Origin of the sequence: Massilioclostridium coli (assembly GCF_900095865.1) — a bacterium.
GTDB classification, from domain to species: Bacteria; Bacillota; Clostridia; order Oscillospirales; family Ruminococcaceae; genus Massilioclostridium; species Massilioclostridium facile.
In genome coordinates this window covers 235,180-258,799 of record NZ_FMIZ01000007.1, presented here as the reverse complement: position 1 = coordinate 258,799, position 23,620 = coordinate 235,180, and the positions used below count along the sequence as shown (strand labels likewise).

The 23,620-nt window shown below is 39.6% G+C and carries 16 protein-coding genes, 1 pseudogene and 1 other annotated feature; of the genes and pseudogenes, 12 read left to right on the top strand and 5 right to left on the bottom strand.

The window, feature by feature from the left end; genetic code table 11:
• Positions 1-68 precede the first annotated feature (68 nt).
• Positions 69-331 (bottom strand) — a binding site (T-box leader).
• Between the two features lie 166 nt (positions 332-497).
• The 3 genes from BQ2683_RS06640 (at position 498) to BQ2683_RS06630 (ending at position 4,895) form a co-directional block, all read left to right on the top strand.
• Positions 498-695: a DUF1858 domain-containing protein gene (locus BQ2683_RS06640; RefSeq protein ID WP_069988236.1), complete on the top strand. Its 198-nt coding sequence runs from the start codon at positions 498-500 to the stop codon at positions 693-695.
• Between the two features lie 601 nt (positions 696-1,296).
• Positions 1,297-3,132, top strand: a complete 1,836-nt coding sequence (locus tag BQ2683_RS06635; RefSeq protein ID WP_069988235.1) for an NAD(P)-binding protein — start codon at positions 1,297-1,299, stop codon at positions 3,130-3,132.
• Entirely contained in the window at positions 3,126-4,895 is a 1,770-nt protein-coding gene (locus tag BQ2683_RS06630) for an NADH-dependent [FeFe] hydrogenase, group A6 (RefSeq protein ID WP_069988234.1), read from the top strand. The genes BQ2683_RS06635 and BQ2683_RS06630 overlap by 7 nt, the downstream gene beginning before the upstream one ends.
• A gap of 321 nt (positions 4,896-5,216) precedes the next feature.
• Here the strand turns inward: BQ2683_RS06630 and tnpA are convergent.
• The 5 genes and pseudogenes from tnpA to BQ2683_RS06605 form a co-directional block, all read right to left on the bottom strand.
• Positions 5,217-5,624 (bottom strand): annotated as a pseudogene (tnpA, locus tag BQ2683_RS06625) (IS200/IS605 family transposase).
• 191 nt (positions 5,625-5,815) lie between these two features.
• Positions 5,816-7,831 (bottom strand): ferrous iron transport protein B, encoded by a 2,016-nt coding sequence (gene feoB / locus BQ2683_RS06620; RefSeq protein WP_069988233.1) that lies wholly within the window; start codon positions 7,829-7,831, stop codon positions 5,816-5,818.
• On the bottom strand, positions 7,828-8,061 hold the full coding sequence (locus BQ2683_RS06615) for a FeoA family protein (protein ID WP_069988232.1): 234 nt from the start codon (positions 8,059-8,061) through the stop codon (positions 7,828-7,830). The genes feoB and BQ2683_RS06615 overlap by 4 nt, the downstream gene beginning before the upstream one ends.
• Before the next feature lie 205 nt (positions 8,062-8,266).
• On the bottom strand, positions 8,267-8,689 hold the full coding sequence (locus BQ2683_RS06610; protein WP_069988231.1) for a potassium channel family protein: 423 nt from the start codon (positions 8,687-8,689) through the stop codon (positions 8,267-8,269).
• A gap of 202 nt (positions 8,690-8,891) precedes the next feature.
• On the bottom strand, positions 8,892-11,903 hold the full coding sequence (locus BQ2683_RS06605; RefSeq protein ID WP_069988230.1) for an ABC transporter ATP-binding protein/permease: 3,012 nt from the start codon (positions 11,901-11,903) through the stop codon (positions 8,892-8,894).
• Between the two features lie 739 nt (positions 11,904-12,642).
• On the opposite strand from BQ2683_RS06605, the gene speD reads away from it, so the two are divergent.
• The 9 genes from speD to BQ2683_RS06555 all read left to right on the top strand — a co-directional run bounded on the left by speD (position 12,643) and on the right by BQ2683_RS06555 (position 23,180).
• Positions 12,643-13,422 (top strand): adenosylmethionine decarboxylase, encoded by a 780-nt coding sequence (speD, locus tag BQ2683_RS06595; protein WP_069988228.1) that lies wholly within the window; start codon positions 12,643-12,645, stop codon positions 13,420-13,422.
• Positions 13,419-14,870 carry an aminotransferase class I/II-fold pyridoxal phosphate-dependent enzyme gene (locus tag BQ2683_RS06590; RefSeq protein WP_069988227.1) on the top strand — a complete coding sequence of 484 codons (1,452 nt, stop codon included), beginning with the start codon at positions 13,419-13,421 and terminating at the stop codon, positions 14,868-14,870. Before speD ends, BQ2683_RS06590 begins: the two co-directional genes overlap by 4 nt.
• Positions 14,871-14,872: 2 nt before the next feature.
• A complete protein-coding gene (gene speE / locus BQ2683_RS06585; protein WP_069988226.1) occupies positions 14,873-15,733 on the top strand; it encodes a polyamine aminopropyltransferase in 861 nt (286 codons plus the stop codon).
• Positions 15,714-16,568 carry an agmatinase gene (gene speB / locus BQ2683_RS06580; protein ID WP_069988225.1) on the top strand — a complete coding sequence of 285 codons (855 nt, stop codon included), beginning with the start codon at positions 15,714-15,716 and terminating at the stop codon, positions 16,566-16,568. Before speE ends, speB begins: the two co-directional genes overlap by 20 nt.
• A 19-nt stretch (positions 16,569-16,587) precedes the next feature.
• Complete coding sequence (locus BQ2683_RS06575) at positions 16,588-17,790, top strand: saccharopine dehydrogenase family protein (RefSeq protein WP_069988224.1); 1,203 nt, start codon at positions 16,588-16,590, stop codon at positions 17,788-17,790.
• Positions 17,790-18,926 carry a carboxynorspermidine decarboxylase gene (gene nspC / locus BQ2683_RS06570; RefSeq protein WP_069988223.1) on the top strand — a complete coding sequence of 379 codons (1,137 nt, stop codon included), beginning with the start codon at positions 17,790-17,792 and terminating at the stop codon, positions 18,924-18,926. The genes BQ2683_RS06575 and nspC overlap by 1 nt, the downstream gene beginning before the upstream one ends.
• Positions 18,927-19,066: 140 nt before the next feature.
• The gene (locus BQ2683_RS06565) at positions 19,067-20,833 is read left to right on the top strand and encodes a bifunctional metallophosphatase/5'-nucleotidase (RefSeq protein ID WP_069988222.1); all 1,767 of its coding nucleotides are present in this window, start codon (positions 19,067-19,069) and stop codon (positions 20,831-20,833) included.
• Positions 20,834-21,155: 322 nt separating this feature from the next.
• Positions 21,156-21,848 carry an ATP-binding protein gene (locus BQ2683_RS06560; protein WP_069988221.1) on the top strand — a complete coding sequence of 231 codons (693 nt, stop codon included), beginning with the start codon at positions 21,156-21,158 and terminating at the stop codon, positions 21,846-21,848.
• Positions 21,849-22,190: 342 nt separating this feature from the next.
• Positions 22,191-23,180 (top strand): diaminopimelate dehydrogenase, encoded by a 990-nt coding sequence (locus BQ2683_RS06555; protein ID WP_069988220.1) that lies wholly within the window; start codon positions 22,191-22,193, stop codon positions 23,178-23,180.
• The last annotated feature ends 440 nt before the right edge of the window (positions 23,181-23,620 follow it).

Sequence of the window (23,620 nt, the reverse complement as noted above, 5' to 3'; positions counted from 1 at the left end):
CATTTAAACTACAGCAATCATCAACAAGGTAACACATATAATAAAAAAACCTTTCGTTTCTAAATTTACTTAGAAACGAAAGGTATAATTCCCTTACGCGGTACCATTCTAATTCATGCCCTTACAAGCATGCCCCTTTTTACAGATACATGTCCTATCATAACAGATATCCTCCTGTGATAACGGTCAGGTTCCGTCTCCACTTACTAGATTCATCTCGTTCAGCGAGCTACTTCAAGGCCAGTTCAGATAAAACGCCCAACTGTTTTCCACCATCCAACAGCTCTCTGTATGTTTGCAATATCCTACTATTCCTCTGCACTGTATTTTAAATATTGAGTTCAGTATAACTTATTTTTTTCAGATTGTCAAGAGAAAATTTTTGTCTTAATTTTGTACATAATTTATAATGCAACTTGATTTTTCTTCCTAAAATGGATATAATAAAGAAAAACCATTATAGTAAATAGATGTTTCGGTTAGAAAGGAAGTTTTTTATGACAATAACAAAAGATTCTGTAATCGGCGATATCTTGGATTTTGATAACTCTACTGCAGAATATTTTTTTGAGATGGGGATGCATTGTTTGGGATGCCCTTCCGCTAGAGGGGAAAGCCTGGAAGAAGCATGTATGGTTCATGGCGTAAGCGTAGATGAATTGGTTGCAAAATTAAATGCCCATATCAATCAATAATCAGCAGTTAAATACAGGCTGTATCCATACAGATACAGCCTTTTTGTTCTCGTTTTAATATTAAAAATAATTTCTTTTAATATTAAAAAATTAATCACAATTTTATCACAAATTTTCGTTACAATATAAGTGTTCTTTTACAGAACTTTTTTCTTCTTTTTATAATCTTCTTTTTTCTACCGTCCTGTTTTTCAGGGCGGTATTTTTTTGCGCTATTTTTCATAAGAATTCCATTAGGATTCTTTTATAGTCAAAAAATAAAAACTTTTCCAATGAAAAATAATTATATCAGTTCTTTCTCCTGGTGTAATCCATTGACCAATATACAGAAAACAACCTATTTTTCCATGAAATAGTATAACACAATAAAAATTTAGAACAATATAGAGTTGTTTTTATTTTAAAAACACAAAAAACTATTGATTTTTTTGAAAAAAAGGTATAATATGAAGTAGTTATCACTTGTCGTTTTAAAGGGGAAATCAGTACCTAACGAGGGGATAAAAGGGCTATCTTTTCGACTGGTTACAACGCCATAAGAAAATAAGCACTACAAAACAAAATTATTTTTTGCACGCCAATGTGCGGAAAGGAGCTTTCAGTGAGTCGTTTAAATATTGTAACGCAAAGCACCGCCCAGACAGTTGTAGAAGGGCTCTACCGTGATCTGGAGCGGCGTATTGTTGCCAGCCCCCCTGGCCTATGTCCAGTGGATATGGCTGCTTCCTTTTTGAAACTATGCCATGCACAAACCTGTGGTAAATGTGTACCATGTCGTGTGGGCTTAGGACAATTGGGCAATTTATTGGAAGATGTATTGAACGGGGACGCAACGCTGGAAACAATTGATTTAATCGAAAAAACAGCAAGGGCAATTACCAATTCTGCCGACTGTGCTATTGGGTACGAAGCTGCTGACATGGTGCTAAGGGGAGTAATCGGATTCCGTGACGATTACGAGGAGCACATTTTACATGGACGTTGTACCTGTAGTTTGAACCAGCCGGTTCCATGTGTCGCACTATGTCCAGCAGGGGTAGATATTCCTGGATACATTGCTTTGGTATCCGAAGGACGTTATGCAGATGCCGTCCGTCTAATCCGGAAGGACAATCCATTCCCCACTGCTTGTGGTTTAATTTGTGAGCATCCATGTGAAGCAAGATGCCGTAGAAATATGATTGATGATTCTATCAATATTCGTGGATTAAAACGGTTTGCTGTCGATCACGCAGGGGATGTTCCTGTACCAAAATGTTTCCCACCTACCGGGAAAACCGTAGCAGTAATTGGTGGGGGACCTGGTGGATTAAGTGCGGCATATTACCTCGCATTAATGGGGCATAAAGTTACTGTATATGAAAAACGAAGCAAATTGGGCGGCATGTTGCGGTATGGTATTCCAAGTTACCGCTTGCCAAGAGAACAGCTAGAAAAGGATATTAACGCTATCCTTTCTACTGGTGTTCAAGTAAAAACTAAAGTATCCATTGGGGATGACCTCACCATTATGGATCTGCGTAATCAATATGATGCGGTTTATATTGCAATTGGTGCCCATACAGATAAAAAAATCGGTATTGAAGGAGAAGATGCCAGAGGGGTTATTTCCGCAGTGGAAATGTTGCGTGAAATCGGTTCTGACCGTCTACCTGATTTTACTGGAAAAAATGTAGTTGTTATTGGTGGGGGAAATGTAGCAATGGACGTTACCCGCTCCGCTGTCCGTTTAGGAGCAAAAAAAGTTAGCGTGGCATACCGCCGCCGTAAAGTGGACATGACTGCCCTGCCTGATGAAGTAGAAGGTGCGATTGCAGAAGGCTGTGAAATCCTTGACCTACAATCCCCTCGTAGGATTGAAGTAGATGAAGATGGGAACGCTGTAGCACTATGGGTAAAACCTCAAATTATTGGGAAGATTGACAGCGCTGGACGTCCAAAACCAACGGATTCTCAAGAAGAAGAAAAAAGGATTCCTGCTGACCTTGTTATTGTAGCAATTGGCCAAGGAATTGAATCCCGCCACTTCCAGGAAGCCGGTGTTCCTGTAAAACGCGGTGTAATCGAAGCATTAAGCTGGAGTGGTATTGAAAACACTCCTGGTGTATTTGCCGGAGGGGACTGTGTAACAGGACCTGCTACAGTAATCCGTGCAATTGCTGCTGGGAAAGTAGCTGCCGCCAATATCGATACTTATTTGGGCTATAACCATGTTATCAAATCAGATGTAGAAATTCCAGCCGCAAGATTGGATGATCGCCCTGCATGTGGACGAATCAACATGACGGAACGGGATGCCAACGAACGCAAAAACGATTTTGAACTGATTGAATGTGGTATGACATGTGAGGAAGCCAACCAGGAATCCCGTCGATGCCTGCGTTGTGACCATTTCGGATACGGTGTATTTAAAGGAGGCAGAACTACAAAATGGTAACCTTAACAATTGATCATAAACCAGTTACGGTAGCGCAGGGAACCACCATTTTGGAGGCTGCTAAACTGGCTGGTATTCCAATTCCAAGCCTTTGTTATTTAAAGGATATCAACGAGATTGGCGCCTGCCGTGTCTGTGTAGTAGAACTGGAAGGAAAAGAAAAACTAATCCCTGCTTGCAACAATTTAGTGGAAGAAGGCATGGTAATCTATACCAATAGTCCAAAAGTAAGGGAAACAAGAAGAATTAATGTGGAGTTGCTGTTGTCCCAACATGATTGTCACTGCGCAACTTGTGTACGAAGCGGTAACTGCAATTTACAGACCATTGCTAACGATTTAGGGATTATCTCAATTCCTTATAAAAAAGAAGTACCAGATTTCCGTTGGAATGTAGGATTCCCATTAATCCGTGATATCGGAAAATGTATTAAATGTATGCGTTGTGTGCAAATCTGCGATAAAGTACAGGGGATGAATATCTGGGATGTAGCCAATACTGGTTCCCGTACCACAGTAGATATTTCCTTTAACCGTCGTATTAAGGATTCGGATTGTACCCTCTGTGGACAATGTATTACACATTGCCCTGTTGGCGCACTTCGGGAACGCAACGACACCGCAAAAGCTTTTGAAGCATTGGCTGATCCAGAAAAAATCACCATTGTACAAATTGCCCCAGCAGTCCGTGCTGCATGGGGAGAAAGTCTAGGAATTTCCAGGGAATTTGCTACTGTAAAACGGCTGGTTTCCGCACTGCGCAGGATTGGATTTGACTATATTTTTGATACCGATTTTAGTGCTGATTTAACTATCATGGAAGAAGCCAACGAATTCCTTCAAAAACTGCAAAACAAAGACCAAAACACATGGCCAATGTTTACCTCTTGCTGTCCTGGCTGGGTACGGTTCTTAAAATCCCAGTATCCAGATATGGTTCCGCAGCTTTCTACCGCAAAATCGCCTCAACAAATGTTTGGAGCAATTGCAAAAAGCTATTATGCACAGTTATTAAATGTTGATCCAAGTAAAATTTATTGTGTTTCCATTATGCCATGCCTGGCGAAAAAACAGGAATGTGACCTGCCTACTATGAACAGCGCTGGTGCGGGACAAGATGTTGACTTGGTATTGACTACTAGAGAAATTGACCGAATGATCCGTGCGGAACATATTATTCCATCGGAGCTACAGGAAGAAGAATTTGACACACCATTGGGAATTGGTACCGGCGCTGGGGTCATCTTTGGAGCTACTGGTGGCGTAATGGAAGCTGCTTTACGTACTGCTTACTATTTGGTAACTGGACAAAATCCGTCTCCAGACGCTTTCCAACAAGTCCGTGGTATGGATGGTTGGAAAGAAGCAACCTTTGATATTTCAGGTACTTTAGTACGGGTTGCTGTTGTCAGCGGATTAGGCAATACCCGTAAATTAATCCGTGCGATCCGCCGGAATAAAGTACAATATGATTTTGTGGAAGTTATGGCCTGTCCAGGTGGATGTTCTGGTGGTGGAGGTCAACCTATCCACGATGGTTTGGAATTTGCTGGGGAACGTGCCAACAAACTATATGGCTTGGACCGAATTTCTACCCTGCGGTTCTCCCATGAAAATCCCTCCATTATCAAAGTATATGATGAATATTTGGAACATCCTCTCTCCCATCGGGCACATGAGCTGCTACATACAGATCATACTGCTTGGGATATGCCTATGGCGCCAATTATGGACCAGGAAGAAGAGGAAGACAATTATAGTTAATGGTATCTTTCTAAGTCAAAATCTCCAACTTAGCCAGAGGCTTAAACATTCCTAAAATAGGATGGGTCGGTAAATGCTTAAAACGACACACTAAAAATTTTCTTCGTTTACATTTACTGTCCTATCACCTTGAAAAAGGTTCATTTGATACTTGAAGCGAAAGCTTTTTTACAAGATATCTTTCTCAGGAAAACCAGGTATTTCCTTATACAAATAAATATCCCCCGGCATAGCCGGGGGTTTTACAGATGCGCCTGTAAGGCTCTGTTACTAGAAGCGCCCCCAGGCGCTTTTTACGTCCTCACACCTGCGAATGGATTGTTACTTGCTACCCGTAAACGGGTCCATGTATTCTTTCAATGTTAGTTGGTCATGTAATTGGTCTTCTTTCAGCTGATTTTGTATATACTCTGCTATCTTTTTCTTATTCTTCCCTACTGTATCTACATAGTATCCCCTGCACCAAAAGCTTCGGTTTTTTCCTTTCAAATATCCCATGAATCCTGATACACTTTCTTTTGGTGATATTTCTACCAGCATGTGTATGTGATTTGGGCACACTTCCGCCTCTATTATCGTTATCCCTTTCCATTCGCACAATTCCCTTAATATTTTCCCCACTTCTACTCTGTGCTCTCCATAGAAAATTTGCCTTCTGTATTTTGGCGCAAAGACTATGTGATATTTGCAGTTCTATGTTGTGTGTGCTAAACTTTTATTGTCATTCATCTTGAATGTCCTCCTTTTGGTTTTTTGTGCAGTTGTCAGGCCGCACTTATATTTTACCAAAAGGAGTTTTTTTTGCATACTCACCGCTAAAGCTTTTGGGAACCCCCGACACAGTCGGGGGTTTTCTTATACAAACAAAAAACTCAGCTTATTCTCTATATTAGAAGAATAAGCTGAGTTTTTAACTTTTTTTATCCAATAAACAAATGTGCCACCTGATAAATCATCATTGCTACAATGTAAGCCATTCCAGTTTGGAAAGCCGCAGTAGCCAATGCGCTTTTTGTGGACCCCAATTCTCTTCTGGATGCTGCAAATGCCGCAACACATGGCATATATAATACGGTAAATACCAAAAAGGAGAATGCGCTTAATGGTGTAAAAATACTTTGCAATGCTGTAGATAATTCTGCCGAGTTTGTCGAACCTGTTAGCACAGTCAATGTACTTACGACGGATTCTTTTGCCGTAATTCCCGTCAGCAGAGCAGTAGAAGCGCGCCAATCATAGAAACCAAGAGGAATAAAGATTGGAGCAATAAAGGAACCAATCGCCGCTAATAAACTCTGACTGGAATCGGATACCATATTTAAAGAAGCGTCAAAACTTTGCAGGAACCAGATTACCATAGAAGCTAGGAATATAATAGTAAACGCTTTTTTGATAAATCCTTTGGCTTTTTCCCACATATGTAATCCCACGCTCTTTGCGGACGGGATTCGGTAAGCAGGAAGTTCCATAACAAATGGAACAGGTTCTCCCCGAAATACTGTTTTCTTTAACAACAATCCGGATAAAATCGCCACAATAATACCAATAATATAAATTGAAATCATGACAATCGCTCCGTTTTGTGGGAAAAACGCAGAAGTAATCATTGCATAAATAGGAAGCTTAGCACTACAGGACATAAATGGCGTCAATACAATCGTCATTTTACGGTCACGATCGCTAGAAAGTGTCCTGGTTGCCATAATTGCTGGTACACTACACCCAAATCCAATAAGCATGGGGACAAACGAACGTCCGGATAAACCAATCTTACGCAACATTTTATCCATGACAAACGCTACACGTGCCATGTACCCGCTATCCTCTAATAGGGATAAAAAGAAAAACAAAAATACGATAATCGGCAAAAAGGATAGTACACTTCCGACACCGGCACAAACACCATCAATTAATAGAGATTGCAGCCATTCCGCTACTCCAACACGTTCCAACAACCCAGCGAGTTGTGCTGTACACCAGTCAATTCCAGTTCCCAATAAATCTTGTAAAGGGGCTCCGATCACACTAAAAGTAAGCCAAAAAATAAGAAACATAATCAAGAAAAAGATGGGAATTCCCAAATATTTATGGGTTAACAACCGGTCAATCCGTTCGGAACGTACCTGTTCATGAGTTTCTTGGCGTTTGACCACACTGTCACGGCAAATCGATTCGATATAGTTATACCGCATATCCGCCAAAGCTGCTTCCCGGTCGGTTCCCAGCTCCTCTTCCATTTCCTCCACAATGTGGTCGATAATATGCTGTTCCTTATCTGTAATCTGAATCGCCTTCATGGTAGGTCCATCCCCTTCTACCATTTTGGTAGCAGCAAAACGAACAGGATATCCAGCATCTTTTGCCTGGTCTTCAATGATATGGGCAATGGAATGAATTGCCTTGTGAACAGGTCCAGTACAAAAATCCTGACGAGGATTCGAAACTTTACCTTCCGCCATTTTGGAAATAACCCGGGTCAATTCAGATATCCCCTGGTTTTTCCCAGCTGAAATCGGGACAACTGGAATCCCTAAATGTTCGGATAATTTCCGGACATCAATGTTGTTCCCACTAGCTTTCACCTCGTCCATCATGTTCAAGGCAATCACCATAGGAATTCCAAGTTCCATCAACTGTAAACTCAAATATAAATTTCGTTCAATATTAGTAGCATCCACAATATTGATAATTCCATCTGGATGGTCTTTCAACAGCATATCTCTGGTTACAACTTCTTCTGAAGTGTAGGGGGATAATGAATAAATTCCAGGTAAATCCACCAATACAGCATTTTTCATCTGCTTAATGTTACCTTCTTTTTTCTCCACTGTCACACCCGGAAAATTTCCAACATGCTGGTTACTGCCGGTTAACCGGTTAAACAACGTAGTTTTACCACTATTTTGGTTCCCCGCAAGGGCAAATAAAAAACTCATGCTCTGGTTACCTCTTTTATCTCAATTTTTGCTGCGTCATCCTTTCGGATTGTCAATACATAGCTGCGCAAAAAAAGTTCAATTGGGTCCCCCATGGGGGCAACCTTTCGCACTGTTACCTGGGTATTTGGCGTCAGGCCCATATCCAATAAGCGCCGCCTTAACTCCCCTTCACCACCAATTTTCGTGATGATACCTCCTTGTCCTGGAGATACTTGGTCTAATGTCATGCTTATCCCTCCATTATATGCAAATTTAAATCTAAAAAATAACTTGAAACAATCATTTCCGCTCTATTCTTATCCATATGTCCTTTCAACATTTTATCTCCTATCTTTTTGTTTGTCAACGAAAATACAACATAGAGCCTTATTTTTTGCATCGTAAAGTACTTGTGTCTATCAAGGAAAGGATGGCATTTGAAGTAGAAGCCTATTACAAACGATATCGGCGTTGCTTTACTTTTTGAGAAAGTTCCCGCAATTCCTCTTTAGAGAGGGTTTCCAGATGTTCTAATTGGTCTAAAAATACAACAACACTTTCCTTGCTTTTTATCTTATTAAATTCAATAAAATAACTCACTACAACCCCTGGAATTAGCGCTATTATTAAAACAGCATAAATACACAATATTACTGTTAGTACCCTTCCCAATAAAGTAACAGCTACAATATCTCCAAAACCAATGGTTGTACTTGCTGCAAAACAATACCACAAACTATCTCCAACTGTTTGAATATTCGGCTCTACCAAATATATCATAATAGAAGTTAATATAAAATAAACCAGAAAACCAAACAATAATTTATCTGCATGGGTAATTTTCAAAATTCTCCACAATAAACGAATCCTGCGCAAACAAATTCCACCTTTCTTTACATTATAGTTTTAGTATAGCATACTTTTAAACTATTTTGGAATATAGCAGATAAATCTACAATAACTGACATATACTAAAGTGGTCATGCGATAAGTAAATCCAGACAAGTTTATTTTATAAAACCAATATCTATCAAAAAAGGATGGTGGAAATATTCCACCATCCAAAACATAATAACTTTTATTCACTTCGCAAAGATTCTACTGGATTTTTCTTAGCTGCAATTCTGGAAGGAATTAATCCGGCAATAAAAGTTAATCCCATACTGATTGCCACCAAAATAATACAAGCAACTGGAGATAAATAAGCATTAATCGTTGGGATATTGGTAAGTGCATGGATAATCCAGTTAATTGGCAAACAAAGGAGTAATGAGATGATTACCCCAAGGGCACCAGCACAGAAGCCAATAATCATTGCTTCCGCGTTAAACACATGGGAAACATCTTTTTTGGAAGCTCCAATGGAGCGTAAAATACCAATTTCTTTTGTCCGTTCCAATACGGAAATATAGGTGATAATTCCAATCATAATAGAAGAAACTACCAAGGAAATTGCAACAAATGCGATTAACCCATAAGAAATAGCATTGATAATCGTAGTAATACCGGACATCAATAGGGCAACATAGTCGGTATAAGAAATAGCATCTTCTTCTGCAACAGAATTGTTATAATCGGTAATGATATCTGAGATGGCATCTTTATTTTCAAATGAATTTGCATATATATTGATGGCAGATGGAGAACCCAAATCAACAACACCCAATGTTTTCATATTTTCTTCCAAAGTAGACTCCGAAACGCCGGAAGGCATATATTTGTCATAATATCCTGCCAAAGTAGCTTCATCCTGAACACTTCCAATTTGAGCATCGAAAATAGCCGCTACTTTTGCATATCCAGCAGATTGGTCAATTTCTCCATCCGTTCCCATCATCTCTTTTACCGCTGCTTCTGCCTGTGCCGCATAGTTTTGCTGAATCATTGCCGTAATCTGCTGCTGTATCATTGTTTGCAATTCTTCATCTGAATACGAAGATAAATAGGACTGAACTGTAGCATTATCCATCTGATATTGGGAGGCGATTGCACTTTCCATTTCTTCCCTAGTGGAATATTTCGCCATGCTACTTTGCAATACCTGCTGTACATATTCTTCTGGTGGTTCTGAGAGAATTCTGGTATATAAGTCTGTTTTTTCTTGATTATTTAGTCCAGAAAAATATGATTTGATTTCCTCCGCTTTTTCTGCATTGGTAAGCTCCCGTTCCTCCTTGGTAAAAGGAAGCCCAGAAAAAACGTCGTAATTCTCATTTTCTACAGCAGTTTGCTGTGCCACAATATCACTAGTTTGAATTTTATCTACCATATATTCTGTTAAAGCAGAAGTATATCCAAAAGTACCGGATAACGTAGTTGCGGAAGCATCTTCGTTTGGTTGAATGATACCCACAATATTTAAGTCATAGCCATTTTTAATCGTCATATCCATCCTGGTTTGATCATCACCAATATATTCCCAGGTGCCATTTTTTCCTGTGTTTGCATAATAATCAGGATTTAACAGCAATTTAAAGGATTTCTCACAAATTTCCTGATAATTTAAAGATAAATCCCATTTATCTACTTCTGTACCGTCCGTACTAGAATCCAATAGCTCCTGGACCTGCTCCGGAGCCAACAATCCCAAAGAATAAAAAGCGATATCAGAGATTTCACTATTTCCGTTTAACACCAATACTACTTCGTTTGCGGCAGATGGCCATTGTCCATACACCAAATCATATTGACTAGAAACCATATCGGAAATCAAACTTCCATCTGTTCCAGAAGGGATTTCCTGCCACAACTCATAAGAAGAAAGCTGGGTTTTCATCATCTCATACATCGCCTGTTTTTCTTTTGGAAGATCAGGATTTTCCGATTCCGAAAAAACATCCGCAATATCAGTTGTCCTATAATTTCCATCCGCATCCGTAATATAGGTGTTCATATCCACATCGTACTGATATTGAATAGCAGAAGTATATTGGTATAAATCTGTTGTACTGGTTTCCTCATTCATCTGTTTATCCAGAAATGCTTTAAAATCAGTTAGGTTGTTCTCAGTAGCATTGCTAGAGTTCATAGAATGGAATAATTCATACATAATTGAGGTAGAATAGACGGTATTATCTTGTTTTGGTTGCTTGTTTTCTTCTACCATAGAATCCTGCATAGAAGACATAGCAGAAATCATATCGTTATCTTCTTTATTGATGGTAACAGGATAGGAAGATAAAGTATCTTTCTGGACAGTATCAATATATGCCTGAACTCCAGTGGAAAGCGCCAAAATTAAAGCAATTCCAATAATACCAATACTTCCAGCAAAAGAGGTCATTAATGTCCTAGCTTTTTTCGTCAGCAGGTTATGGAATGAAAGGGAAATTGCTGTGCCAAAAGACATATTCTTTTTCCGCTTAGTTGATATATCTTTTTCTTTGGACAAATCGGCGTGGATTTCTTCCTCCGTATAAGGATTAGTGTCCCCTACTACATCACCATCCAATAACCGCACAATTCTGCTGGAATACTGTTGCGCAAGATCGGGATTATGGGTTACCATAATAATCAATTTATCCTGAGAAATTTCTTTTAATATCTCCATGATTTGGACGCTGGTTTTGGTATCCAGTGCCCCTGTGGGTTCATCTGCCAGCAGGATATCCGGGTCATTTACCAATGCACGGGCAATTGCCACACGCTGCATTTGTCCTCCGGAAAGCTGGTTTGGATTTTTATGGATATGTTCCCCTAATCCAACCTGTTCCAGGGCGTGGATCGCCCGTTCACGTCGTTCTGCTTTAGACACACCCGAAAGGGTCAAAGCCAGTTCCACATTTGCCAATACTGTTTGGTGGGGAATTAAATTATAACTTTGGAACACAAACCCAATCGAATGGTTCCGGTAGTTATCCCAGTCTTTATCTTTATATTCCTTTGTGGAACGTCCGTTGATGATTAAGTCCCCCGATGTATACCGGTCTAATCCCCCAATGATATTTAACATAGTGGTTTTTCCACATCCAGAAGGCCCTAAAATGGATACAAATTCATGGTCACGAAACGCAAGATCAATTCCATTTAACGCTGTAACCTTCGTATCCCCAACAGGATAATCTTTGGTAATCGATTTTAATGCAAGCATAGATTGCCCCCAATCGTAAAAACTAACTTTATTATACTCATTCAAAAAGAAATGGATTATATTATACTACCATTTCTTGAATATTTATTGAACAAGACTATAAAGGAACAATGTATAAACAACTTTTTTACTATTATTCATAGCAGATAAGATTTCGTCTACCTTTTATGGTGATCTAGTTTACTTGATTTAAGAACAGATTTATTTGAACATAGCCATATTTTTTTCTTTTTATCGTACTTTATTACAATATTTACAAGGAAAGTTACAAAAAAAATGGAAATCCTATTGACAGCCTTTTTTAAATCATGTATAGTAATCATAGACATGGAATTTTGACAATACAGAGTTTCCATGCAAATACTTTCTGACCACCCATGTTGGGTTAAAGGCCATACGGACAGCCGGGTCAACTGCCGAATGGCAACATTGCTGTTGCCTTATTGATTGAGTTAGAAGCTCAAATTTTATAAGTTGGTAACTTTATAACCAGTGCTTGGATATGCACATCAACTTGTGAAACGGTCAATAAAGAGTGGTAAAATAAGCTATTTGCTATATAAACTCTGAATTCTCTTTCTTCCATAAGTAATTTTTGATTTTATTTGTATATCATAAAAAGATAAAAATGTTATGGCAGAAAAATCGTAGCACAAGTAATGGGTATTGCATTGCTTGTGCTTTTTTATTTTGTTGATAAAAATAGATCCATCTTAACGAAATTCGAGGTGTTTGGAATATGGCGGAAGAAAAATTAAAACTTTATGGGTTTAATAACCTAACAAAGGCGCTGAGTTTCAATATTTACGATGTTTGTTACGCAAAAACAGCCCGTGAGCAGCGTGACTATATTGCCTATATTGACGAACAATATAATTCAGAGCGCCTTACCAATATTTTAACCACCTTAACGGATATGATTGGCGCACAGGTTTTGAATATTGCCCGCCAGGATTATGACCCCCAAGGGGCTTCCGTTACCATTTTAATAGCGGAAGGTTCTATGGTTCCTATGGGGGAAACACAGCTGGCACACCTGGATAAAAGCCATGTTACAGTGCATACTTATCCAGAATATCATCCAGAAACTTGTCTGGCAACCTTCCGGGTGGATATTGATGTTGCTACTTGTGGGGAAATTACCCCGCTTTCCACTTTGGATTATCTGATCAGCTCGTTTGATTCTGATATTATCACCATGGATTACCGCGTCAGAGGTTTTACCCGGGATGTAAATGGGCAAAAACTGTTTTTAGACCACAAGGTGACTTCCATCCAGGACTATATCAATCCGGACACATTGTTCCGTTATGACACAGTTGATATCAATATTTATGAGGCAAACCTGTTCCACACCAAAATGATGGTGAAAGATATTGATTTACAAAACTATTTGTTTAATACCGATGTTTATGAACTTCCCCCTAAAACACGGCTGGAAATTATGCACAATTTGCGGCAAGAAATGATTGAAATCTTCAGTGGTCGCAATATTTATGGAAAGGACGGCACACCATGAGTTTAGACCAATCCCGTGCCCCAATCTATGAGGCGTTAGAAGAATTTAAAAAAATGAGGGTTGTCCCCTTTGACGTACCAGGGCATAAAAGAGGACGTGGAAACCCAGAATTAGCTGCCCTGTTAGGAGAAAAATGCGTCAACATGGATGTCAACTCCATGAAACCACTGGATAACCTTTGCCATCCTGTTTCGGTAATCCGGGAAGCGGAATGCCTGGCAGCAGAGGCGTTTGGCGCAGCACATGCCTTCCTTATGGTAGGAGGGACAACCTCCGCTGTACAAAGCATGATTTTATCTGTAGCGAAACGGGGAGAAAAAATTATCCTTCCCCGCAACGTACACCGCAGTGTAATGGGAGCCATGATTTTATGCGGCGCTGTTCCTGTTTATGTAAACCCAGATTGTGACCATCGTTTGGGAATCCCATTGGGGATGAGTGTATCCGCTGTAAAAAAGGCGATCCAACAACATCCTGATGCAAAAGCAATTTTAGTCAATAACCCTACTTATTATGGAATTTGTTCTGATTTGCGTTCCATTGTAAAATTAGCACATGAACACAATATGCTCTGCCTGGTGGACGAAGCCCATGGAACCCATTTTTACTTTGGAGAGGACATGCCAGTTTCTGCTATGGCTGCTGGCGCTGATATGGCAGCAGTTTCAATGCACAAATCTGGTGGAAGCTTAACCCAAAGCTCCCTTTTGCTGGCAGGCCCAGCAATGCAGGAAGGGCATGTACGGCAGATTATTAACTTAACCCAAACAACCAGCGGTTCTTATTTACTACTTTCCAGCTTAGATATCTCCCGCCGAAATCTAGCACTACGGGGAAAAGAATCCTTTGGTAAAGTAATGGAGCTGGCGGACTATGCCCGTTCAGAAATCAACCATATTGGAGGGTATTATGCTTACTCCAAAGAGTTGATCAATGGGGACAGCATTTTTGATTTTGACCGAACCAAACTCTCCATCCACACATTGGATATTGGACTTGCTGGGATTGAGGTTTACGACCTATTGCGGGATGAATACGATATTCAAATTGAATTTGGAGATTTAGGCAATATTTTAGCCTATCTTTCTATTGGTGACCGAAAACAGGATATTGAACGGTTGGTAAGTGCTCTTGCGGAGGTTCGTCGCCGTTACCAAAAAGATAAAACAAATTTAATGACTCAGGAATACATTGAACCTCAAGTGGTTGTTTCTCCACAAGAAGCTTTCTATGCTCAGACAGAACATCTTCCTCTTTTGGAGACTTCCGGTAGGGTATGCAGCGAGTTTGTGATGTGTTATCCTCCAGGAATTCCAATCCTAACTCCAGGGGAGCGGATTACAGATGAAATCCTGGATTATATTGTGTACGCAAAACAAAAGGGGTGCTCTATGACTGGTCCAGAGGATGCGGATATTGAGTTCCTAAATGTGCTAAAGGAGGGTTAATAATGGAATTTTGGTTTTCGGAATCACAAACACCAAATGTAAAATTATCCATACGAGTTGATAAGCAGTTATATAGTGGAAAAAGCGAATTCCAACGGATTGATGTATTTGAATCCCCTGAATTCGGCCGCTTTTTAACTTTGGATGGATATATGATGTTAACCGAAAAGGATGAGTTTATTTATCATGAGATGATTACTCATGTCCCAATGGCAGTCCATCCAAACGTAAAACATGTTCTGGTAATTGGTGCTGGCGATGGTGGCGTCATCCGCGAGCTGGTCCGCTACCCAGAAATCGAACAGATTGACTTGGTAGAAATTGATGAACTAGTAGTGGAAGTTTGTAAAAAATACCTTCCACAAACAGCATGCCGGTTTGATGATCCCCGCGTTTCCATTTATTATGAAGATGGCTTAAAATTTATCCGTTCCTGTGAGGATCAATACGATTTAATTATTGTGGATTCCACCGACCCATTCGGTCCAGGTGAAGGACTGTTTACCAAAGAATTTTATGGAAACTGTTTTAAAGCATTAAAAGAGGATGGCATTATGGTGAACCAGCACGAAAGCCCTTTTTATGATAACGATGCTGTTGCCTGCCAAAGGGCCCATAAACGAATCGTAGAAACGTTTCCAATCAGCAAAGTATATCAAGCCCACATCCCTACCTATCCATCTGGCCACTGGTTGTTTGGATTTGCATCCAAAAAATATCATCCATTGCGTGACTTGCGGGAAGCAGAATGGAATTTACGCGCGCTTACCTGTAAATACTACACTACTACATTGCATAAAGGCGCTTTTTATATCCCCGCCTATGTTGAGGAGCTATTGAAAAATGTTGAACAAGAATATTGAAACTTTTATGGCGTGTGACGCAGATTTTTCCGAAGCAACTACTATTTTGTTTGGTGCCCCATTTGATTCCACTACATCTTATCGCCCAGGAACCCGCTTTGGCAGCAGTGCTATTCGTGGAGAGTCCTTTGGGATTGAAACCTACAGCCCTTATCAAGACAAAGATTTGCTGGACTGTTCCATTATGGACAGCGGCGATCTAGAACTCTGTTTTGGCAGTACTGAACAGGCGTTATCTCAGATTGAACAACACACCGCTGAAATTTTAGCGGCTAGCAAACGTCCATTTATGCTGGGAGGGGAACATCTGGTTACTTTAGGCGCGTTCCGTGCTGTGGCAAAACAGTACCCTGATATCCATATCATCCATTTTGACGCCCATGCAGACCTTCGGGACGATTATTTGGGGGTACAACTCTCCCACGCATGTGTACTTCATCGTTGCTGGGACCTGATTGGGGACAACCGTATTTTCCAGTTTGGTATCCGTTCTGGGGACCGGGAAGAATTCCAATGGGGAAATTCTCATGTAACTACCCATAAATTTGATTTTGAAAGCTTAGGGCATGTAATAAAACAACTGGAAGGAAAGCCGGTTTACTTCACTTTGGATTTAGATGTACTAGATCCTTCTATTTTTCCTGGAACTGGCACACCGGAACCAGGTGGAGTCAGTTTTGAGGAATTGCGAAAAGCCGCTACTTTGGTTTGTAGCCAGGCGAATGTAGTTGCCTGCGATGTAAACGAATTAAGCCCACATTATGACCAAAGCGGTGTATCCACTATGGTCGCTTGTAAAATTATCCGTGAAATGCTGTTGGCATTTCAACAATAATCATTAGGAGGAGATATTCATGGGAAAAGCTTTAATTATTGGTTGTGGCGGGGTTGCTTCTGTTGCAATCCATAAATGCTGCCAAAACAGTGAGGTATTTGAAGAAATCTGCATTGCCAGCCGGACAAAATCCAAATGCGATGCATTAAAAGAAAAATTACAAGATACTACAAAAACAAAAATCACTACAGCACAGGTAGACGCAGATAACGTGGACCAACTGATTGCGTTAATCAATCAGGAAAAACCGGATGTTGTGTTAAACTTGGCGTTACCTTACCAGGATTTAACCATTATGGATGCTTGCCTGGCAACCAAAACCCATTATGTTGACACTGCTAACTACGAACCAGAGGATACTGCGAAATTTGAATACAGTTGGCAGTGGGCTTACCGGGAACGGTTTGAACAGGCTGGTATTACTGCTCTGCTGGGTAGTGGATTTGACCCAGGGGTTACAGGAGTATTCTCTGCATACGCCCTAAAGCATGAATTTGATGAAATCAATTATATTGATATTCTGGACTGCAATGGCGGAGACCATGGTTATCCATTCGCTACCAACTTTAACCCAGAAATCAACATCCGTGAAGTTTCCGCAAACGGCTCCTACTGGGAAGACGGCCATTGGGTAGAAACAAAACCAATGGAAATTAAACGGGTTTACAACTTTGAAGGAGTTGGAGAAAAGGATATGTACCTGCTCCACCATGAAGAAATCGAAAGCCTGGCTCTGAATATTCCAGGAATCAAACGCATCCGTTTCTTTATGACCTTTGGCCAGAGCTATCTTACCCATTTAAAATGTCTGGAAAATGTAGGCATGACTTCTATTGAACCCATTCTGTATGAAGGAAAAGAAATTATTCCACTGCAATTCTTAAAAGCTGTATTACCAGACCCTTCTACTTTAGGACCACGTACTGTTGGTAAAACCAATATTGGATGTATTTTCCAAGGGAAAAAAGATGGCAAAGAAAAAACATATTATTTGTACAATATCTGTGACCATCAGGAATGCTACAAAGAAGTTGGCTCCCAAGCAGTTGCTTACACCACAGGGGTACCCGCTATGATCGGCGCTATGATGATTATGACTGGGACATGGAACAAACCAGGGGTTCATAATATTGAGGAATTTGACCCAGATCCATTTATGGAAGCATTAAACAAATGGGGATTGCCTTGGAAGGAATCTCACAATCCAGTGTTGGTGGACTAATGGAATATAAAATCAATCCTTCTATCCGTACCCCTTACTTTTTAGTGGACGAAAATTTGCTACTGCATAACCTGGAGATTTTAAAGCAGGTGTCCCAACAGACAGGGTGTAAAATTTTATTAGCCCAAAAAGCGTTCTCCATGTTCTCGGTGTATCCGCTGATACGCCAATACCTGGCGGGCACAACAGCCAGTGGATTATACGAAGCCAAATTGGGAAAAGAAGAGTTTGGTGGAGAGACCCATATTTTCTCTCCGGCTTATCGGGAAGATGAATTCCAGGAGATTTTACAATACGTGGATGATATTGTATTCAACTCCCCTCCCCAGCTTAAAAAATACGCTGCTATTGCCAAACAAGCAGGTAAATCTGTAGGCTTACGCTTAAATCCGGAATGTTCCACCCAAGAAGGACACGCAATCTACGACCCTTGTTCCCCTGGTTCTCGTCTGGGTACCACATTGGAACAATTTGATGAAACTCTCCTTCCTCTATTGGATGGACTTCATTTCCATACTTTGTGCGAGCAGAACTCAGATGACTTAGAAATCACCGTAAATGCACTGGAACAAAAATTTGGCAAGTATCTTTCCCAAATGAAATGGCTTAACCTGGGTGGTGGACATCATATTACCCGCTCGGATTATGATATCCAGCGGTTAATCAAAATTATACAGCATTTGCAGAAAACTTACGGTGTTCAGATTTATTTGGAACCCGGCGAAGCAGTGGTATTAAACGCAGGATTCTTGGTATCCAGTGTTTTAGAAATCGTACAAAATCAGATTTCAATCGCAATTTTAGATACTTCCGCCGCATGCCATATGCCGGATGTTTTAGAAATGCCTTACCGTCCTCCTGTACAGCAAAGTGGACAACCAGACGAAAAATCTTATACCTATCGCCTAGCGGGTCCCACTTGTTTGGCTGGGGATGTGATTGGTGATTATTCTTTTGATACTCCATTAAATATAGGGGATAAAATCGTATTTGAAGATATGGCGCTTTATACCATGGTAAAGACCAATACTTTCAATGGAATGCCATTGCCTTCTATTGTATATCGAGATAAATCCGGAAATGAACATCTCATAAAAACATTTGGTTACCAGGATTTCAAAAACCGTTTATCTTAATCTCCGAAAGGTTGCCTTAATAAGGCAACCTTTTTTCTTGATTTTTCATATTTCATATAGTATGATAAACTAAGATGAAGTATAACTCTGCTGATATGAGAATTATGGTTTTTCACAATATTTAAATAGGAGTTGAGTTTATGAAAAAACGCATTATTGCAATGATAACCGTTGTTTCTTTTCTCGTTGGCATGTTCACTATGGAATTCCAAGTATCCGCTGAATCCGCCAATTCCAGCGAAGCCACCATCCGCATAGTACATACCAATGACATTCACGGTTATTACACCAAAACAGATAGAGGACAAATTGGATTTTCCGCGTTAAAAGCGGCTATCGACCAACAAGAGGCTGACCTTATTTTAGATGCTGGAGATACCTTTCATGGGCAGGCTTTCGCTACTATTGAAAAAGGAGAAAGCATCGCCGAATTGATGGACGCTGTAGGTTACGATGCCATGACACCAGGAAACCACGATTGGAGTTATGGGAAAGACCAATTAAAACAGTTAGACGAACAACATGATTTTGCTATCCTCGCTGGCAATGTTGTAAATCAAGATGGCAATACCCCGTTTTTTAATACCCCTTACTTCGTAAAAGAAGTACAGGCTGACAATGGTACCATGTTAAAAGTGGGCGTATTTGGAGTCATTGATGACCAGTTCTATTCTTCTACCGTATCTTCCAACGTAGAAGGGATCACCTTTACAGAGGAAGCGGCAAAAGCAACGGAAATTGCGGCAACCCTGCGCAAAACCGAAAACTGCGATATTGTTATCGCCATGACCCATCAGGCGGATTGCGAGGGCTTTGTTTCCAACATTCAAGGGGTTGACGCAGTCATTGCTGGGCATGAACATATTTTAATCAACAAAACCTATCCTGACCAGCAAGGAAAGGATGTTCCGGTAGTAGAGGCTGGATACTATTTTCAGAATATTGGTGTATTGTCCCTTACCTATGATACTGAAACAAAAATAGTGGATCAAACCAAAACAACAGAAACATTTCTTTCCGCCGAAGATACCACATCCCTCTCCGACCCCACTGTTGATGCCGAGATCCAGGCGATTGAGCAACGGGAAGATGTTACTCTATCACAGGTAATTGGTGTTAGCCAAAAAGAATACCTTTATTCCTGGGAGGAAATCCGTGTACAGGAACAGGAAATTGGCAGGATTGTCACCGCAGCATATTTGGATTTAACCGGGGCGGATGTTGCGTTTGAAAACGCAGGCGGCATCCGTGGCGGTATTCCAAATGGGGAAATTACCTACCAGGATATCATCAGCATTTCCCCTTATGGAAATTTACTGGTAGTACACGAATTGACTGGGGAACAGATTTTATCCATGGTGGAACATTCTATTGATTTAAGTATCCAGTGTAATCAGGTATACGACAAACAAAAAGAAGCGGTTGCCAATGGAGAGGATCCATACCAATATCAATGGCCGGATAACAGCGGAAGCGTCTTGCAATTTGGGGGAATTCAGGTAGAGTACGATACCACAAAACCAGCAGGTAGCCGTATTGTGCAAGCAAAAATTGGAGGAGAAAACATAGATCTCTCCAAAACTTACCGTGTTGCTACCAATAACTATGTCATTTCCGATGAGGACTATCCAGAAATTGTTGGTACCCCTACCCTATATGAATATGGTACTTGCGAAGAAGCACTCATTGCATTTATCAAAACAGGACAATTTGAAGCTGCTGCACAGCAGGCAAACCTAATAGATATTACTGGAAAACAGACCAATTCTGATACAGATAAACAAGAATCCAACCCTTCTACTCCTCCATCTACTTCCTCTCCTGCTACTGGCGATACTTTCCCAATCGCTATTAGCTTATTTATCGTTTCTGCATTGGGCATTTTAGCAGTACAAAAGAAAAAATAATTTTTTCTAAAGTATTTATTTTAGTATAGAAGAAATCAAAAAATAGGCAGTTTCCTATGAGCTGCCTGTTTTTTTATATAGGAGTAGGAAATAAATCATATTTTTATTGCCTTTATTGTTTTTTTCCAACCATCCATATTTTTAATAAAAAAAGATAAAATTTCATTTTTGTTGTTTTAACAACGGAAATTAATCAAACAATCGTTTATAATAAAACCACAGTAAAAACAGCATTTTATAAAAAATGATAAGCACAACAAAAACCGTGTATATAAAAACTCAACTGATCTTATCAACGAAAAATTAGAAAGGGATATAAAATATGGTTCGAAAAATTATTAAAATTGATAAAGAAAAATGCAATGGATGTGGTGCCTGTGTCACCGCTTGCCATGAAAACGCTATTGGCTTAGTGAATGGTAAAGCTGTTTTACTCCGAGATGATTATTGTGACGGATTGGGAGATTGCCTTCCGACCTGCCCAACCAACGCAATCTCCTTTGAAGAACGAGAAGCTGCTGCCTATGACGAACAAGCTGTAAAAGCAAACCAGAAAAAACGAGCCAATCATTCCGGATGTCCAGGCTCCCAATCCAAACAATTGCAAAACGAAACTATAGTTTTCCCTCCAATGGAAGGAAGCTGTTTGTCCCAATGGCCGGTTCAAATTAAACTTGCTCCTGTCAATGCTCCTTATTTCCATCAATCTCACCTTTTAATTGCAGCCGATTGTACTGCTTATTCCTACGCCAATTTTCACCAACAATTTATGAAAGGAGCTATTACTTTAATTGGATGTCCAAAACTAGATATGGTAGATTATTCTGAAAAATTAGTGGAAATCTTTCAACATAACGAGATTCAAGAAATCACCGTAACCCGTATGGAAGTACCTTGTTGTGGTGGAATGGAGTACGCAGTAAAAACAGCACTGCAAAAAGCTAGAAAACAAATTTTAGGAAAGGTAGTTACCCTTTCTACAGAAGGAAATATTTTGTCCATACAGCCCCTTTAAAGTACTTTTTAAAATGCTATTTTTCTTGTCCTCTTTTTGATAAAAACAAAAATTCTGCAAGTTTAAAAATCTTTTTTTGCAAAACATGATTAAAAATAGAATGCATTGGCAAAATATTAAGAAAATGAAAAATCCTATTTTTGTTTTATAAAAATTTTGCTTTTCCCCCTTGCGTTCCTGATTAATGTGCGTTATAATAAACTAAAAAGTAAATTGATTTACTTAAAATATCCTTTTTAAACGGAAAACAAATACAATCCTTTAGAATGAATTTTGAATGTTTCCAATTGATTTCCGGCAAATTGCAAAGGTAGATTTTGAAAAGAATGGAGCTGTTTTTCTATGACAAAGATTAGAGTTGGCATCGCTGGTTACGGTAACTTGGGAAAAGGCGTCGAAATGGCAATTGCTCAAAACCCAGATATGGAACTAGTTGGTGTATTTACCCGTCGTCAACCTCAAGATGTAAAAACAATTCGCCCAGAAACAAAAGCTTATCATATTGACGATGCTGCTAAAATGACAAATGATATCGATGTTATGATTCTCTGTGGTGGCAGCGCTACTGACCTTCCTAAACAAGGTCCTGAATTTGTAAAATTGTTTCATACAATTGATAGTTTTGATACCCACGCAAAAATTCCTGAATATTTTGAACGTATGGATCAAACTGCAAAAGCCGCTGGAAAAGTTGGCATTATCTCTGTAGGTTGGGATCCAGGTTTGTTCTCATTAAACCGTATGTATGCTGGTGCTGTATTGCCAAACGGAAAAGACTATACTTTTTGGGGAAAAGGAATTAGCCAAGGACATTCTGATGCAATCCGTAGAATTGAAGGTGTCCAAGACGCAAAGCAGTACACCATTCCAATTGAGAAAGCAGTAGAAGAAGTTCGTTCTGGTAGCAATCCAGAGTTGACTACTAGGGAAAAACATCTGCGTGAATGTTTTGTAGTTGCAAAACCAGGAGCAGATACTGCTAAAATTGAGCAAGAAATTAAAACAATGCCAAACTATTTTTCCGATTATGATACTGTGGTTCATTTTATTTCCCAAGAAGAATTAAACGAAAAACACAGTGGTATGCCACATGGCGGCTTTGTCATCCGCAGTGGAAAAACCGGAGCAAACCAGGAAACAAAACAGATTATTGAATATAACTTAAAACTGGAATCCAATCCAGAATTTACTGGAAGTGTTTTAGTTGCTTATGCGCGTGCGGCTTATCGTATGTCCCAAGAAGGAGTGACTGGCGCGAAAACCGTTTTAGATGTACCACCTGCTTATTTATCCGCAAAATCCGGAGCAGAATTAAGAAAAGAACTGCTGTAATTTTTCAGCATTTAGGTAAAAAGACACCTACATTTTTGTAGGTGTCTTTTTTATCATATTAATTTTAAGTCAAAAAGAATATCATAAAAATGCTTAAAATTATTGGAACGTTTATTGAAATCTCCTTGAAAAATCTTTTCTTTTGATGTGTATAGTCTACTATTATAAATAATAATTACTAATTTTATTACTATTTTAACTACATCATTGAATCTATAAAATTTATTTTGGAAACTATAATATTACTAAATGAAAAATCTAAACCACTAGTAAACTAGCAGTTTGCTCAGATCCCAAAGGGATAGGGATATCGAAAAACTACCATCGTATCGCTTGCTCTATTACTGGTAAACCCGTTTTGATTTTCATTCTATACACCTTGTCTAGAATGAATATTGTATGAAAAAATCCCCGAATTTTTTTTCTAAAATCTTTTATTT

What these genes read in the sequence shown, in the direction of transcription:
- speB (WP_069988225.1), top strand. Translation starts at nt 15,714, where the DNA reads ATGTTGAACAAGAATATTGAAACTTTTATGGCGTGTGACGCAGATTTT.
- BQ2683_RS06615 (WP_069988232.1), bottom strand. Translation starts at nt 8,061, where the DNA reads ATGACATTAGACCAAGTATCTCCAGGACAAGGAGGTATCATCACGAAA.
- BQ2683_RS06575 (WP_069988224.1), top strand. Translation starts at nt 16,588, where the DNA reads ATGGGAAAAGCTTTAATTATTGGTTGTGGCGGGGTTGCTTCTGTTGCA.
- BQ2683_RS06605 (WP_069988230.1), bottom strand. Translation starts at nt 11,903, where the DNA reads ATGCTTGCATTAAAATCGATTACCAAAGATTATCCTGTTGGGGATACG.
- BQ2683_RS06565 (WP_069988222.1), top strand. Translation starts at nt 19,067, where the DNA reads ATGAAAAAACGCATTATTGCAATGATAACCGTTGTTTCTTTTCTCGTT.
- speD (WP_069988228.1), top strand. Translation starts at nt 12,643, where the DNA reads ATGGCGGAAGAAAAATTAAAACTTTATGGGTTTAATAACCTAACAAAG.
- nspC (WP_069988223.1), top strand. Translation starts at nt 17,790, where the DNA reads ATGGAATATAAAATCAATCCTTCTATCCGTACCCCTTACTTTTTAGTG.
- speE (WP_069988226.1), top strand. Translation starts at nt 14,873, where the DNA reads ATGGAATTTTGGTTTTCGGAATCACAAACACCAAATGTAAAATTATCC.
- BQ2683_RS06555 (WP_069988220.1), top strand. Translation starts at nt 22,191, where the DNA reads ATGACAAAGATTAGAGTTGGCATCGCTGGTTACGGTAACTTGGGAAAA.
- BQ2683_RS06630 (WP_069988234.1), top strand. Translation starts at nt 3,126, where the DNA reads ATGGTAACCTTAACAATTGATCATAAACCAGTTACGGTAGCGCAGGGA.
- BQ2683_RS06590 (WP_069988227.1), top strand. Translation starts at nt 13,419, where the DNA reads ATGAGTTTAGACCAATCCCGTGCCCCAATCTATGAGGCGTTAGAAGAA.
- BQ2683_RS06560 (WP_069988221.1), top strand. Translation starts at nt 21,156, where the DNA reads ATGGTTCGAAAAATTATTAAAATTGATAAAGAAAAATGCAATGGATGT.
- feoB (WP_069988233.1), bottom strand. Translation starts at nt 7,831, where the DNA reads ATGAGTTTTTTATTTGCCCTTGCGGGGAACCAAAATAGTGGTAAAACT.
- BQ2683_RS06640 (WP_069988236.1), top strand. Translation starts at nt 498, where the DNA reads ATGACAATAACAAAAGATTCTGTAATCGGCGATATCTTGGATTTTGAT.